General features: G+C 63.1%; 15 protein-coding genes. 9 read left to right on the top strand and 6 right to left on the bottom strand.

Annotated features, from left to right (window positions below; all coding sequences use genetic code 11):
* Positions 1 to 9 precede the first annotated feature (9 nt).
* The gene (locus ABK249_RS09380) at positions 10 to 267 is read right to left on the bottom strand and encodes a hypothetical protein (protein WP_037148052.1); all 258 of its coding nucleotides are present in this window, start codon (positions 265 to 267) and stop codon (positions 10 to 12) included.
* Positions 268 to 443: 176 nt separating this feature from the next.
* Here ABK249_RS09380 and hemF point away from each other — a divergent pair, with 176 nt between their 5' ends.
* The 3 genes from hemF (at position 444) to ABK249_RS09365 (ending at position 2,061) form a co-directional block, all read left to right on the top strand.
* Positions 444 to 1,358, top strand: coding sequence for an oxygen-dependent coproporphyrinogen oxidase (gene hemF, locus ABK249_RS09375; RefSeq protein ID WP_348862687.1), 915 nt, complete (start codon positions 444 to 446; stop codon positions 1,356 to 1,358).
* Positions 1,359 to 1,495: 137 nt separating this feature from the next.
* Positions 1,496 to 1,765 (top strand): hypothetical protein, encoded by a 270-nt coding sequence (locus tag ABK249_RS09370; RefSeq protein WP_348862686.1) that lies wholly within the window; start codon positions 1,496 to 1,498, stop codon positions 1,763 to 1,765.
* Positions 1,766 to 1,869: 104 nt separating this feature from the next.
* On the top strand, positions 1,870 to 2,061 hold the full coding sequence (locus tag ABK249_RS09365; protein ID WP_227703264.1) for a DUF1059 domain-containing protein: 192 nt from the start codon (positions 1,870 to 1,872) through the stop codon (positions 2,059 to 2,061).
* Between the two features lie 16 nt (positions 2,062 to 2,077).
* Here the strand turns inward: ABK249_RS09365 and ABK249_RS09360 are convergent, their stop codons facing one another.
* Genes ABK249_RS09360 through ABK249_RS09350 form a run of 3 tightly spaced genes read right to left on the bottom strand, consistent with a single transcriptional unit; the run spans position 2,078 to position 4,604 of the window.
* The gene (locus ABK249_RS09360; RefSeq protein WP_348862770.1) at positions 2,078 to 3,340 is read right to left on the bottom strand and encodes a CCA tRNA nucleotidyltransferase; all 1,263 of its coding nucleotides are present in this window, start codon (positions 3,338 to 3,340) and stop codon (positions 2,078 to 2,080) included.
* Between the two features lie 8 nt (positions 3,341 to 3,348).
* On the bottom strand, positions 3,349 to 3,984 hold the full coding sequence (locus tag ABK249_RS09355) for a CoA pyrophosphatase (RefSeq protein ID WP_037148058.1): 636 nt from the start codon (positions 3,982 to 3,984) through the stop codon (positions 3,349 to 3,351).
* Entirely contained in the window at positions 3,981 to 4,604 is a 624-nt protein-coding gene (locus ABK249_RS09350) for a DUF1285 domain-containing protein (protein ID WP_348862685.1), read from the bottom strand. Before ABK249_RS09350 ends, ABK249_RS09355 begins: the two co-directional genes overlap by 4 nt.
* Before the next feature lie 199 nt (positions 4,605 to 4,803).
* Here ABK249_RS09350 and ABK249_RS09345 point away from each other — a divergent pair, with 199 nt between their 5' ends.
* The 6 genes from ABK249_RS09345 to ABK249_RS09320 are packed head-to-tail and all read left to right on the top strand — an operon-like array spanning position 4,804 to position 12,580.
* Positions 4,804 to 5,817 (top strand): AAA family ATPase, encoded by a 1,014-nt coding sequence (locus ABK249_RS09345; RefSeq protein ID WP_037148063.1) that lies wholly within the window; start codon positions 4,804 to 4,806, stop codon positions 5,815 to 5,817.
* 27 nt (positions 5,818 to 5,844) lie between these two features.
* Positions 5,845 to 6,780: a DUF58 domain-containing protein gene (locus ABK249_RS09340; protein ID WP_037148065.1), complete on the top strand. Its 936-nt coding sequence runs from the start codon at positions 5,845 to 5,847 to the stop codon at positions 6,778 to 6,780.
* A complete protein-coding gene (locus ABK249_RS09335; protein ID WP_348862768.1) occupies positions 6,780 to 9,623 on the top strand; it encodes a DUF4159 domain-containing protein in 2,844 nt (947 codons plus the stop codon). Before ABK249_RS09340 ends, ABK249_RS09335 begins: the two co-directional genes overlap by 1 nt.
* 12 nt (positions 9,624 to 9,635) lie before the next feature.
* Positions 9,636 to 11,702 carry a hypothetical protein gene (locus tag ABK249_RS09330; RefSeq protein ID WP_348862684.1) on the top strand — a complete coding sequence of 689 codons (2,067 nt, stop codon included), beginning with the start codon at positions 9,636 to 9,638 and terminating at the stop codon, positions 11,700 to 11,702.
* A gap of 4 nt (positions 11,703 to 11,706) precedes the next feature.
* On the top strand, positions 11,707 to 12,123 hold the full coding sequence (locus tag ABK249_RS09325; RefSeq protein WP_037148069.1) for a GNAT family N-acetyltransferase: 417 nt from the start codon (positions 11,707 to 11,709) through the stop codon (positions 12,121 to 12,123).
* Positions 12,124 to 12,160: 37 nt separating this feature from the next.
* Positions 12,161 to 12,580 (top strand): GNAT family N-acetyltransferase, encoded by a 420-nt coding sequence (locus ABK249_RS09320; protein WP_348862683.1) that lies wholly within the window; start codon positions 12,161 to 12,163, stop codon positions 12,578 to 12,580.
* Between the two features lie 17 nt (positions 12,581 to 12,597).
* Here ABK249_RS09320 and ABK249_RS09315 read toward each other — a convergent pair whose 3' ends face one another.
* Both ABK249_RS09315 and ABK249_RS09310 read right to left on the bottom strand, forming a co-directional pair.
* Positions 12,598 to 13,911 (bottom strand): MFS transporter, encoded by a 1,314-nt coding sequence (locus ABK249_RS09315; RefSeq protein ID WP_037148071.1) that lies wholly within the window; start codon positions 13,909 to 13,911, stop codon positions 12,598 to 12,600.
* Between the two features lie 122 nt (positions 13,912 to 14,033).
* On the bottom strand, positions 14,034 to 14,552 hold the full coding sequence (locus ABK249_RS09310; protein ID WP_200883927.1) for a GNAT family N-acetyltransferase: 519 nt from the start codon (positions 14,550 to 14,552) through the stop codon (positions 14,034 to 14,036).
* Positions 14,553 to 14,784: the final 232 nt, after the last annotated feature.

The following is a 14,784-nucleotide window of genomic DNA, read 5'->3' as shown; positions in this document are numbered from 1 at the left end:
GTGGTGATATCAATCCGCGCTCGGCAGACGCCGCATGGTGAATTCAATGCGGTCGCCATCGACCTGGCGCCAGCTTTCCACCTCGGTCCAATAGGCAGCTTTCGGAAATGCATCGAACCACTCACGTGCCTTTTGGCGCGCTTCCTCCCGCGACAGCAGGAAGGTTTCCCGCACGAACATCCCCGAACGCTCGCCGGCCTTCTCCTTCCGGTGTCGTTCGATCCTGCGTTTCAGCCCGTCGAGCGGCGGGGGTGTGAATTTCGCCATAAAAGCCTCTGATCCGCACCTATCCAGAGAGTTAGGATAGTGTTTAAGAACATGCTTTGCGAGTCTGATTTTCCATCCGCGATAAGCAATGGAATGGTTTGCGAAAGCCATAACTGCTAATGCCTGACGAAGGAAAAGCGCGAATCGCCAAGGGGATGGCGAAAGGAATCGACGACATGGAACGGCCGGTACTTCCCAAGGGGTTGCCTGAAGACATCGAGGAGAAGAAGGCGACAGCCAAAGCTTGGTTCGAGAGCCTGCGCGACACGATCTGCGCATCCTTTGAAACGCTGGAGGATGAACTAGCCGGTCCCCTTTCGGACATGGAGCCCGGCCGCTTCACGAAAAAGGACTGGCTGCGCGAAGGCGGTGCTGGTGGCGGCGGCCGGATGTCGATGATGGAAGGCCGCGTCTTCGAAAAGGTCGGCGTCCATACATCCACCGTCCATGGCGAATTCTCGCCCGACTTCCGCACCCAGATCCCCGGCGCGGAAGAGGACCCGAGTTTCTGGGCTTCCGGCATCTCGCTGATCGCCCATCCGGTCAATCCCAATGTTCCTGCCGTGCATATGAATACCCGCATGGTGGTGACGTCCAGCCAGTGGTTCGGCGGCGGCGCGGACCTGACGCCGGTGCTCGACCGTCGCCGCACTCAGACGGATCCGGACAGCACTCTCTTCCATCGGGTGATGGAAATCACCTGCAGCCGCCATGCGGATGTCGCCGATTACGGCCGCTACAAGGCGTGGTGCGACGACTATTTCTTCCTGAAGCACCGCAACGAACCGCGCGGCATCGGCGGCATCTTCTTCGACTGGCTTCATTCGGAAGAGGAAAAAGGCGGTTGGAACGCGGATTTCGCTTTCGTGCAGGATGTCGGCCGGGCCTTCAATCTCGTCTATCCAAGGATCGTGCGCTCCAATTTCAACCAGCCCTGGACCGAAGAGGACCGTGACGAACAACTCATTCGCCGCGGCCGCTATGTGGAATTCAACCTTCTTTATGACCGCGGCACAATCTTCGGATTGAAGACCGGCGGCAACGTGGAGTCTATCCTCTCTTCGCTGCCTCCGGTTGTGAGGTGGCCGTAGACATCCCGGATCGGGAGATCACAGGGGATCAACTTTCGGATATTCAAGCCGTCCCAACATCTCACAATTGATAAATGCGATATCCGAATTGGTTCGGCAGTGTTACCTTCTTTCCGGTTGCACGGAGGAGGATCGCCATGACCACGCCGAACAGCATGCCAATTCCAGACGTGTCCATCGCCAAGGATATGTCCCGTCCCCTCGATACCCCTGAAATGATCGACCGGCTCGCCACCGAAATGCGAGTGAAAAGCGGTGGTGAACTGCCTCAATCCTTCTGTATCGAGCAGGTGAAACGCCAGCTTTCGGGCAAGCCCGCCAAAGCTTCGGCCGCCAATGACGAGCCGGCTCAGACGAAGCCACCGGAACAGCCCTCCGTCTTTCACGCCTGGGCGCTCTCCGAATAGAAGGAGGGAACGGTCGGTCCCCTTGGGGAGTTATGGAGACAGAGGCGGGAGGAAAAGAGGAATTCCTGCCGTCTCCAGGCCCAACGACAGCAGGAGAAAATACGATGCGACTGTTCGAATGCGGCACGCTTGTGCCCGGTTGCCAGTGGCATACCCGCGCCGACGAGGACGCCGAAGTGGTCCGCCGCGCTGTGGAGCACATGCGCATGGCTCATGGCGAGGAGATTATCCGCGAAAACATGGTCGAGAACATCAAGGCGCGCATTCGCGATGAAGGCGGCGCCGCCGCGGCCTGACGATCCGAAGCACTGCTTAAAGTGAATTGCGGATCATTTCGTCGAGCCGGGCGGCAAGCGCCGCCCGGTCGGGTGTGAAATTGCGTTCCACCCAGAAATCTTCCAGGTTCTTCAGGAATTCCCCGACCCGTTTGCCCGGCGGTACTCCGGTCGCGACGATATCGGAACCGCTCAAGGGAAAGGCTGGCTTTTCGTATTTCTCGGCCCGTTTCAGGAGGGTCGAAAGCCGCGCCGATCGGCGCATTGCCGCCGGGTCGCCGCTCTTCGCCCCTGCCCGCTCGACCGAAAGACCCAGCTTCAGCCGCATGATCACGCCTTCCGCGCCATGGCGGTAAAGCAGCCGGTCGAACGCCACATCGGCTATCTCGTCCGGCGGCATGGGCGTGCTGGCCCAGTTCGTCAAGCGCGCGCCCTCCGCATTCGACATCCTGAGCCGCTTTGCCATGGCCTCCAGCCGCTCGGCATCGGGCGGCACGATCGCCGCAAGCCTGAGCATCGGGTCAGGCGCCCAGCCGAGCGCCTGCTCGACCGAAACGAGACCGTGAATATTGTCGATGCCCCATTTCTCCGTCTCGGGAAGGATTTCGGTGAGTACGCCGACCTGCCGCATCCACAGAAGCGCCCGGGAAGGATCGGCGGCCGAAAGCAGTTTCTTCGTCTCCGACCAGATGCGTTCGGCCGACAGCGTCGAGAGCTTGTCCTTGGCACGCGCGCAGGCACGTAAGCCATCCGCATCCGGCCGGCCGGAACCGTAATGGGCGAAAAATCGGAAGAAGCGCAGAATGCGAAGGTAATCCTCCGCGATCCGCTGACCCGCATCACCGATGAACCTTATCGTCCGCGTCTCGATGTCCGGCAGGCCACCGACGAGGTCAATCACCGTACCGTCCGCGGTCGCGTAAAGTGCATTGATCGTCAGGTCCCGGCGCTCGGCGTCCTCCTGCCAGCCGGTGCCGAAGGCGACCTTGGCATGCCGGCCATCGGTCTCCACGTCCCGGCGCAGCGTCGTCACCTCGAAGGCGTGGTGGTCGATCACCAGCGTCACCGTGCCGTGCTCGATGCCGGTCGGCACCGTTTTGATACCGGCTTTTTTTGCGCGCTCTACAACGTTTTCCGGCAGAAGCGTGGTCGCGATGTCGATATCGGCGACCGGCAGGCCCATCAACGCGTTGCGCACCGCGCCGCCTGCAACGCGGGCCTCGCCATCGGCGTTAAGCATCGCGAGAACGCGCTGCAGAGCCTGATCGTGGAACCAGGCCTCGCCCGCGACGGAGGTCATGCCCAGGGTCATGCATACAGCCTTTCATATAGCGTGCGCAGAATGCCGGCGGTAATACCCCAGATGTTCCGCTCCTCATAGGGCATGAGATAGAAATGCCGTTCCGTACCGTTCCATTCGCGGCTGCCACGCTGATGGTTCGCCTCGTTCATCAGGAAGGAAAGCGGCACTTCGAAAACGTCGTCCACCTCGGCCGGATTGGGCTTCAGCTCGAAGCCGCGCCTCACCACCGAGAGCACCGGCGTGATACGAAAGCCGGTCGCCGCATAATAGGTAGGGAGCCTCGACAGCGGTTCGACGAAGGACCGATCGAGGCCGATCTCCTCCTCCGCCTCACGCAAAGCTGCCTGTTCCGGAGAAATGTCCTCCGGATCGATGGCTCCGCCGGGAAAGGCAATCTGGCCGGAATGTTTCCTGAGGTTCGATGTCCGCTGCGTGAGGATCACGTGAGCCTCATCGCCATCGTCGACGACCGGCACCAGCACGGCTGCATCCTTCAGCTTCAGCTCTGCCGCAAGATCGACCAGTGTTGGATTGAGCAGATGGTCGCCATGGTCCCGCCAGGCATGGTCGATCGGGCCGCCATTCTGGTTCAGCGCCCGGCGACGGAACTCACCGGCAGAATAAAGAGGGTATTCCTTCATCGTGATAACGCGTCCAATTCAGACTCGGGCATGACAGGAAAAACCTTTCCTCCCGAGCGGACGGAAAACATCGGCACGCCGTCTACCACAATCGTCTCGCCAAGCTCCACGAGATCGTACATTACCGGCCGCGAGACGAGTGCCTCCAGCCGGCCGCGCACCAGGAGATACGGTTTGAGTTCGCGGTTCTCGCCGGCGATCGCAAAGCGCAGCGGATGCTCCGCGCCAGCCTCCACCACGTCACCGACATTTGTTCGGAACGTGAGGATCCGGTCTCCCTCACGCTGCGTGGCCTGCATCTCGACGGCCAGGAAGGGTGCGTCTACGACCTCGATGCCGACTTTTTCCACAGGTGTTACGAGGTAGGTCTTGCCATCCTCATCCTTGCGTAGAACGGTCGAAAAGAGCCTGACGAGCGGGGCTCGCCCGATCGGTGTCCCCATGTAGAACCATGTGCCGTCGGCGCGGATTTCCATGTCTATATCGCCGCAAAAGGGCGGATTCCATTTCTCCACCGGCGGCAGGCCGCGCTTTTCCGCACCGGCCTGCTCGGAAGCACGCGAAATCAGGGCTGCAAGCCCCGCAGCATCGGATGCCGAATTTATCGTCTGCGCCGCCATCTTTCAGTCCCGGTTCGACCGTAATCATTCAAGGAAGCAATCGTCCCTCACGAGATAGTCATTCGAAACGTGCTTGTCAGCCATATTTCGGGGAATAAGTTTGATCGGATGGGGTGTGTGCTGCGGCGCAGCGATTCGCCCCCGGGAGATGAAACCCGGTCTTGAAAGGCCTGCCAGTCCTGATTTGATGGAGAGCGATATGGGCATGATGAATTCCACCGAAACCGTTCTCGATGAGAAAGCCGTCATCGCCGCTGCCGAAAATGCCCTCTCCGATATCGCCGCTATCCGTGCCGAAGTCGCAAAAGTGATTTTCGGCCAGGAAAAAGTGGTCGAAAACACGCTGCTCGCCGTGCTCTCCGGCGGCCATGCGCTGCTCGTCGGCGTACCCGGCCTCGCCAAGACCAAGCTTGTGGCGACGCTCGGCGCGGTCCTCGGCCTCGGCTCCAACCGTATCCAGTTCACGCCGGACCTGATGCCTTCCGACATTCTTGGCTCGGAAGTCATGGATACCGACGATACCGGCCGCCGCTCCTTCCGCTTCGTCAAGGGCCCGGTCTTCGCCCAACTCCTGATGGCCGACGAGATCAACCGCGCCTCGCCGCGCACGCAGTCGGCGCTGCTGCAGTCCATGCAGGAATATCACATCACGGTCGCCGGCCAGCGCTACGACCTGCCGGCCCCCTTCCACGTGCTCGCGACCCAGAACCCGCTGGAGCAGGAAGGCACCTATCCCTTGCCGGAAGCCCAGCTTGACCGCTTCCTGCTGCAGGTCGACGTTCTCTATCCGGAACTCGCCGCCGAGCGGCAGATTCTGCTTGAAACCACCGGCCTTTCGGAAGCCAAGCCGCGCGGCATTATCGATGCGGCCCGCCTTCAGGAAATCCAGATGCTCGTCCGCCAGATGCCCGTAAGCGACAAGGTGGTCGACGCCATCCTCTCGCTGGTACGCTCCGCTCGCCCCGGCCACGGCAATGCGACGACGGACAAGAACGTAGCCTGGGGTCCTGGCCCGCGTGCCGGCCAGTCGCTGATGCTGACGGCCCGCGCCCGCGCGCTTTATGAAGGCCGCCTGGCCCCCTCGCTCGACGATATCTACGCGCTTGCCGAACCGGTGCTCGAACACCGCATGGCGCTGACCTTTGCGGCGCGTGCCGAAGGAATGTCGGTGCGCGACGTCATCGCCGGCCTGGTAAAGCAGGCCCGTGGGTAACGTCCGGCGGCTCAGAAAGGACAATGCGTGGCATCCATCGGCCAGATCGTAGAGCAGACACCGAGTAGCGAAGTTCTCTCCCGCGCCCAGGCGCGTGCCGCACTGGTCCCGGACTGCATGGTGGAGGCAAAGCGTATAGCCAACACGGTGATCGCCGGCTGGCATGGCCGCCGCAAGCGCGGCATGGGCGAGAATTTCTGGCAGTTCCGGCCCTATGCTGAGGGCGAGAGCCTGTCGCGCATCGACTGGCGCCGTTCTGCTCGCGACGACCATACCTATGTCCGGGACCGCGAATGGGAGGCTGCCCATACCGTGTGGCTCTGGGCCGACATGTCGCCGTCGATGATGTATAAATCGACGTTCGCGCACGTCTCCAAGGAAAGCCGCGCATTGGTGCTGATGCTGGCGCTTGCCGAAATCCTCGCCCGCTCCGGCGAGCGTATCGGGTGTCCTGGCATCATGGAACCTGTTTCTGCACGAAATGCCGCCGAGCGGCTGGCCGCCGCCATCATGCACGCACCGCTGACAACCGGACTGCCGGAAACAAGCATGATCCGGGGCCAGAGCGATATCGTCCTGATCGGCGATTTCCTCGATGACGCCGACAAGGTCATGGAACGCATCGCGCCGCTTGGCCGCCGCGGCCTGCGCGGCCATGTCGTCGAGATCGCCGATCCGGCCGAGGAAACCTTCCCTTATGCCGGCCGCACGGAATTCACCGATCCGGAGACCGGTGAGAAACTCGTTTCCGGCCGCGCAGAGATGATCCGAGAGGATTATCAGCGCGCCTATCTCGCCCGTCGCGAGGCTCTGGGTGAAGCACTGCGCCGCCTCGGCTGGAGCTTCGTCTTCCACCGGACCGACCATCTCGCATCCGAGGCGCTGGCTGCCGTGCATGGCTATCTCTCCGGCATGCCGGCCCAGAAGCCAGGCGGGCTGCAATCTGGCGGAGGCATGCCATGATGAGCGCACTCGCCTTTGCAAACCCGGCCATTCTCTTCGGCCTGATCGCACTGCCGATTATCTGGTGGCTGCTGCGGCTGACCCCGCCCCGCCCGAAGACGGAGGTTTTTCCGCCGCTGAGGATCCTGGCAAGCGTGCTGAAACGCGAGGAGACGCCCTCAAAGAGCCCCTGGTGGCTGACGCTTCTCAGGATGCTGCTCGCGGCCGCGGTCATCCTGGCGATCGCCGACCCGGTCATGAATCCGCGTGCCAACTCGTTGAATGCCGGCGGGCCGCTGGTGCTCGTCATCGACAACGGCTGGGCGACCGCTGCCGATTGGGAGCGCCGCGTCGAGACCGCCGACCTCCTGATCGACGATGCGGAAAGCGCCGATGTACCCGTTTCGATCGCCTTTACCGCCGATGCGAGCCACGAACCTGTGCCCGGCACGGCTGCGGCAGCCCGTGACAAGCTTGCCGCCGCAAGCCCCAAACCGCTGGTGCCGGATCGCGCCCGCGCCGCTGAAGCCGTCAGCGAGGCCATGAACGGCACCCGCCCCGGTACGCTTGTCATCCTTTCCGACGGCATGGCAGCCGCAGGGGACAACGAGGCCCTGTCGGCACTTGCCGCCCTCTCTCCTACCGGTATGCGCCTGATCGAGGGCGACGGCCACAGCGCCGTCGCGCTGACCGATGCAGTCAACAATGCCGGCGCCATGTCTGTCACCGCGACACGCCTTTCGACCGCGGCGCAACAGTTGTTGACCGTCAATGCGCTCGACACGCAGGGCCGCGCGCTTGCCTCCGGCGTGCTCGAATTTGCCGCCGGTGCGGCGACCGCCACCGCCGAGATCGCCTCTCCCTTTGAATTGCGCAACGATTTCGCGCGGCTGAACATCGAGGGCCTTGCCACGGCCGGCTCGGCACACCTGCTCGATGACGGTTTCAAGCGCCGCCGGATTGCGCTGCTGGCTGGCGAAAGCGGCAGCGATTTCCAGCCGCTTCTTCAGCCGCTCTATTACATCAGCCGCGCGCTGCAGCCTTATGCGGACATCATTCAGCCGAACACGGCCGACCTGTCCGTCTCCATTCCGCAAATCCTCGAGGGCAATCCCTCCGCCATCATCATGGCCGATATCGGCCGCTTGCCGGCCGAAACCTATGCACCACTGCAGCAATGGATTTCCCGTGGCGGCACGCTGATCCGTTTCGCCGGCCCGCGCCTCGCCGCCGCTCCCGCCGACGACCCGCTGGTACCGGTCATCCTTCGCCAGGGCGAACGAGCGCTTGGCGGAGCCATGTCGTGGTCCGAACCCCAGTCGCTTGCAGACTTCCCGAGCTTCGGCCCCTTTGCCGGCATGCCGCGTGCCGCCGATATTACCGTGACCCGCCAGGTTCTGGCCGAACCGACCCCGGACCTTGCCGAACGCACCTGGGCAAGCCTCGCGGACGGCACGCCGCTAATTACGGAGAAGGAGGTTGAGGCCGGCCGCATCGTGCTCTTCCACACGAGCGCGGAGGCGACCTGGTCGAACCTGCCGCTCTCCGGTAATTTCGTTGAGATGCTGCGCCGCCTCGTCCAGCTTGCCCGCGCCGGAGGTGCGGCGTCTTCAGGAACCGGCACCGATGGCGCGGCCGTGACGCTGCCGCCCTACCGGCTGCTGACCGCCGACGGCATCCTGACGACGGAAACCGGCACGGCACGGCCGATCCCGATCGCAGCCGGCGAGACACCGGTCGCAAGCTTCGATCATCCACCGGGCCTCTATGGCACGGAGGACGGATTCACTGCCGTCAACCTGCTTGCGCCGAAAACCGTGATTGCCCCCTTCGATACGGCTGCCGCCGGCAGGCCGGTCGTCCGCGAGGGTCTGGCCGGCGGAGAGGCCGTGTCACTTCGTCCGGCACTCTTTGCCGCCGCCTTTGCACTGCTGGTACTGGATAGTCTCGTCGTGCTCTTCATGAACGGTGTCTTCTCCCGCGTTCCGCGCGGCCCACGACCGAGCCGCGGGGCTGCCGCCGCTGCGATCGCTGCCCTCGCCTTCGGCCTTTTCGCCTTTGCGCCCGGCCAGACCCTGGCGCAGGAAATGCCGCCCGGTTCGGGCGCCAAGCCTGGCGACGAACAGATCCTCGAACGGCTCGACACCACCCATCTCGCCTACGTCGTCACCGGCGAGGCGGATGTCGACCGTCTCTCCGAACAGGGCATGGAGGGCCTGAGCCAGTTCCTCACCTATCGCACGACGCTGGAGCCCGGCGCACCGGTCGGCCTCGACATCTCCAAAGACGAGCTTTCCTTCTATCCGATCATCTACTGGCCGATTTCCGCCAATGCGCCGATGCCGTCTCAAGCCACGATCTCCCGCATCGACGCCTATATGCGCAACGGCGGCACGGTGCTTTTCGATACACGTGACCAGTATTCGGCGCTCGATGGCGGAGGCACGACACCCAACGGCGAGCGACTTCAGGCAATCCTTGCCAATATCGATATCCCGCCGCTGGAGCCGACGCCGAATGACCACGTGCTGACGCGTTCCTTCTACCTGCTCACCAATTTCCCCGGCCGCTATACCGGCAGCCCGCTCTGGGTCGAGGCGCGGCAGGAGGCCAGGAACACCGGCGCGCAGCTTTCCTCCAGCGGTGATGGCGTGACGCCCCTCCTCATCACCGGCAATGATTTCGCCGGTGCCTGGGCGATCGACACACAAGGGGCACCCGTCATGCCGACCGTACCGCCGGACGAGATGCAGCGCGAATACGCTTACCGCGCCGGCGTCAACATCATGATGTATATGCTGACCGGCAACTACAAAGCCGACCAGGTGCACGTGCCGGCGCTCCTCGAACGGCTCGGCCAATAAGGAGAGGTGACGATGACCATCGAATTCGCCCCCTTCTTCCCCTGGCCGATCCTTGCCGGTCTCGGCGTACTTGCCGTCATCCTCGCCGCGCTTGCCTTCTGGCGCGGCGTGCGCGGCGCGACGCTGCGCACGCTGGCGCTCGCCGCCCTGCTTCTGGCGCTTGCCAATCCGACGCTGATGCAGGAAGACCGGGAGCAGCTCTCGACCGTCGTGCCGATCATCGTTGACCGCTCACAAAGCCAGGATACCGCTGGGCGCAAAGAGCAAACCGATGAAGCGCTTGCTAGCCTGCAGGACCGCTTCTCCCGCTACCCGCGCATCGAGACCCGTGTCGTCGAAGTCGCCGATGACGGCGATTCCGACACGCCGTCGACAAAGCTCTTCACCGCTCTGCGCTCCGCGATTTCCGATGTCCCCCCGGCTCGCATCGGCGGCACGGTTTTCCTCACCGATGGCCAGATCCACGATCTTCCCGGCATCAATCAGGATCTCGGCTTCAACGCCCCTGTCCACGGCCTGATCACCGGCCAGCCGGACGAGTTCGACCGCCGCGTCGAAGTGGTGCGGGCGCCGCGTTTCGGCATTGTCGGCGAGGAACAGGAACTCACGCTCCGCGTCTTCGATGACGGCCGCTCCAATGGTGGCACCGCGCAGGTGACGGTACGGATGAACGGCCAGCAGATCGCCACGCTGCAGGCAACGCCCGGTGCGGAAACGCCTTTCCCCTTCACTGTCCCGCGCGGCGGCAACAACGTCATGGAATTCTCGGTCGCCGAGCTTCCCGGCGAAGTGACGACCGCCAACAACCGTGCCGTCCACGTCATCGACGGCATCCGCCAGAATCTCCGCGTCCTGCTTGTCTCCGGCGAACCGCATGCGGGCGAGCGCGCCTGGCGCAACCTCCTGAAATCCGACGCTTCGGTTGACCTCGTCCACTTCACCATCCTGCGTCCGCCGGAAAAGCAGGACGGTACGCCGATCAACGAACTGTCGCTGATCGCCTTCCCGACCCGCGAGCTCTTCGTCGAAAAGATCAAGGATTTCGACCTGATCATCTTCGACCGTTACAAGCATCGCGGCGTGTTGCCGATCCTCTATTACGATTACATCGCGCAGTATGTGCAGAACGGCGGTGCGCTGCTGATTGCCGCCGGCCCCGAGCATGCCGGCGAGGATTCGATCGCCTCGACGCCACTCGAACAGGTCCTGCCTGCCGCCCCCACCGGTGAGGTCCACAATGCCGGCTTCTATCCGCATTTATCGGAAGCGGGACAGAAGCATCCGGTCACCCGAGGGCTCGACGGTTCGAACCAGACCCCGCCCTCCTGGGGTCGCTGGTTCCGCACCATCGATGTCGACACGCCGCAGGGCCAGACAGTGATGGAAGGCGACGGCAACCGTCCGCTTCTCGTCCTGAACCGCCAGGGCGAAGGCCGTGTCGCCATGCTGCTCTCCGACCAGGGCTGGCTGTGGGCGCGCGGCTTCGAAGGCGGCGGTCCGCACGTCTCGCTCTACCGCCGCATCGCCCACTGGCTGATGAAGGAGCCGGAGCTGGAGGAAGAGGCACTGACCGCCCGTGCCGTCGGTCGCACGTTGGAAGCAACGCGCCAGACGATCAGAGACGACCCAGGACCTGCGACGATCAGATATCCGTCAGGCCGTACCGAAACCGTGCCGATGACGGCCGCCGGTCCGGGTGAGTACCGGCTGGAGCGCCGCATGGAGGAAACCGGCCTTTTCGAGGTGACCAACGGCCAGTTTTCGACCCTTGTCCATGTCGGTGCGGTCGACGCCCCGGAATTCAAGGCGATGATTTCGACCGAGGAGACTCTGAAACCCTATGCCGACAAGACCCATGGCCTCGTCACCCGTGTCGCGTCGGGATCCGGTGTGTCGTTGCCGGACATCCTGCCCGTCCGCGGCGAGGTGCGCGTCAATGACCCCGACCGTCTGGTGATCCGCCTGACGGACGAGACCGTGCTGCGGGGGATCAACACGCTGCCGCTGTTTGCCGGGTTCGCCGGCCTTGCCGCCCTGCTCCTTGCGGTTTCGGCCATGTGGTGGCGCGAGGGTCGATAGACGGATGTCTCAGTTCGAAGTGACCGCCTCGCCTTGCGCCGAGGATTTGGCTGCGATCGGTGAAGGACTTGCCGCCTTCAACGATGCTGACGTCGGCCCGTCCGAGCGCAAGCCGCTCGCTGTTCTGATCCGCGATATCGAGGGCAAGGTGATCGGCGGCCTTTCTGGCTATACCGCCTGGGGCTGGCTCTTCACCCAGTGGCTCTTCATTCCCGACGCGTTGCGCGGTGGCGGCATGGCCGGCAAGCTCTTGACGGAAGCCGAACGGGAGGCCCGTGCCCGCGGTTGTCACGGCGCCTGGATCGACACGTTCAGCCCGGTCGCCCGTAAGGCCTATATGCGCCAAGGTTACGAGATTTTCGGTGAGTTGCCCGATTTTCCAAAGGGTCGCACGCGCATCTTCCTAAAGAAGGAGCTTTAAGTTATCCATTCGCGCCTAGGACGAGCAGGCGTTGCCCATGGATATCGAACTGAAACTCATCGAAGGTGTCACGCCGGAGGACGAGGAGATCATCCTCGACCGGCTCAAGGAGTATAATGTCGCCACCTTCGGAGGAAGCGGGCGACGGGAACTCGCCGTGCCGCTTTACAATCCGGATGGCAATCTCGTCGGAGGGTTGACGGGCTATACCGGTCGCGGCTGGCTCTACATTTCGATGCTTTATATCCCCGAGGAGTTGCGCGGCCGAGGCCTTGCCGGTCGGATGTTGGAGATGGCGGAAACCGAGGCCCGTTCGCGCGGCTGCGTCGGCGTCTATATCGACACCATGAACCCACGGGCTCTGAAATTATATCGGAAGCAGGGCTACAGCGAGATCGGCAGTCTGAATGGCCTCACGGGAGGCCATACGGTGACGTGGCTGGAAAAGCGGTTCTGATCGGATCCGGAAAGGCGTCAGGCGAGCGATGCTTGACGCGTTTCCGTATCGATCAGCTGGGCTGCTACGGCGGCGATCACCAGGAGGCCGGCAAATATGCCGATCGTCAGCCCAAGCCCCTGTGCGACGACATAACCCACCAGCGACGGGGCAAGCAGGCCGCCAAGCCGCGCCATGGCGCCCGCCGCTCCCATGCCGGTCGCTCGCGAGGTCGTCGGATAGAGTTCCGGCGTATAGGCGTAGAGCGCACCCCAGGTGCCGAGCAGCGCGAAACTCATCAGCAGCAGCGCGATCCCGATCAGGAGGGCGAAGGGTGCCATGACGAAAAGCAGGCAACCGAGCGCTGAAAGCAGGCAGAAACCGATCAGCGTCGGCTTGCGCCCCCATTTTTCGACACCGTGGGCGGCGAGTGCGTATCCCGGCAGTTGCGCCAACGCGACCAGCACGAGGAATCCATAGCCGCGCACAAAGCCGAACCCTTCGCTGGCGAGCCTGGCCGGCATCCAGGTGAAGACGCCGTAATAGGAAACCGAAACGAGGAACCAGATCGCCAGGATCATGATGCTGCGCTGGCGCAGTTCCGGGGAAAAGATACCGGTCGCCGCGACAGGAGGCGGCGGAACGAGACTGGTGCCAGAAGCAAGCCGCGAATGACCATTGACGATGAGCATCCGATCGACGATCGCCTTGGCTTCGTCGCTGCGGCCGGAGCGCACCAAGTAGAGCGGAGATTCCGGCACGAGGAAACGAAGGCCGACACCGGCGAGCGCAGGAATGGCCGTCACCGCGAAGATATAGCGCCAGGCATCCGCAACACCGGCAAGGCTGGCCGCCCAGGCGGCGAGTGCTACGATCAGCGTTCCGATCGCCCAGAAGCCTTCCAGCAGAACCAGCCAGCGGCCGCGGTTCCTGGCGGGCAAAAATTCCGCCATCATTGCGTAATCGACCGGCAGCGTGCCGCCGACGGCCGCCCCGGTCAGGAAGCGAAGCACGAGCAGGATGGTGAAATCGGGCGCGAAGACGGAAAGCGTGCCGAACAAGGCGTCGCAGGCAACAGTGGCGATCAGCACCCGGCGACGGCCGATCCGGTCGGCAAGCCTGCCGAAGCCCATGGCACCAAGCAGCATGCCAAGGAAAAAGACCGTACCGGTCTGCAGCGCCTGCGGCACGGTGAGACCGAAGGTCGCTGCGATCGATGCCGCGGTGAAACCGACCGCCAGGACCTGCATCGCATCCGCGGTCCAGACAAGGCCGAAGATTGCCATCAGCCGTCGCTGGTAGGTCCCCGCACCCGCACGGTCTAGCGCCTCATCCATCGTGATAGCCGTCATGCATTTGCCCCCTAGCCCGGCATGTCCCGAAACACGCAGCAGTTTCAGGACACGGAATGCGTTCTGCCGAATCTCGCCGTCTGTCACAGCCGACGCACCGGTAGAGGCTTAATGGAATTGTCCTATGGACGCCAGCCGATCGTTCCCCTGAGACGCGCATGCACATCTCCTGAAATGGGAACGACCAGAACGCGGCCCGGATCGACAGGTCCCGGGAATTCGAGTGCGTTGTACGCGACCTTTTCGAAGCCGAGCGGGCCATAGTAAGGAGGGTCGCCGACCAGGATCACCGCTTCCGACCCCTTGCGCTTGGCTGCTTCGATGGCAATTCGCACCAGTTCCCGTCCGATGCCGCGGTTCTTGTGCGATGGGCGAACCGCGAGCGGCCCCAGGAGATGGCCCTTCACGTCGCCCGCGAGGACCGGCGTCATCCGCACCGACGCGATCGTCTCGCCGTCGTCGGTGCAGACGAAGGAAAGTGAACGGTCATGCGGCCCCTGCTCGCGGATACGTGCAGCAGCGCGGGCATGCCGCCCCGGGCCGAAGGCCTCGGCATTGATCAGCTCGATGACGTCATCGTGGGATGCGTCCTCGGTGAGATAGACAAGTTCGTGTTTATGCAGAAGTTCGTGCTGGGACATGGATGGACCGAAGCCGTAGAAAAAGGAGCGGACAGGACAGGCAATCTCGATGACGCCCTTCAAAGGCGCCTTGTCAAAAGATCAACGTCGTCGCAGTGCCCGTGCTTCAGTCATTGGGAAAAACAGTCTCCAAATTTGCGGAAACGCACGTATCAGGAAATTTTCCGCTCGTCCAATGCAAAAACGCAGCGTTCATAAATTCATGCCTCGCAATCTTCCGCCGTCTCCGTAT

It is taken from the genome of Neorhizobium phenanthreniclasticum, assembly GCF_040066075.1.
In the GTDB taxonomy this organism is placed as follows: Bacteria; Pseudomonadota; Alphaproteobacteria; order Rhizobiales; family Rhizobiaceae; genus Neorhizobium; species Neorhizobium petrolearium.
The sequence above is the reverse complement of the archived record's forward strand: the minus strand, read 5'-3'. Positions and strand labels throughout refer to the sequence as shown.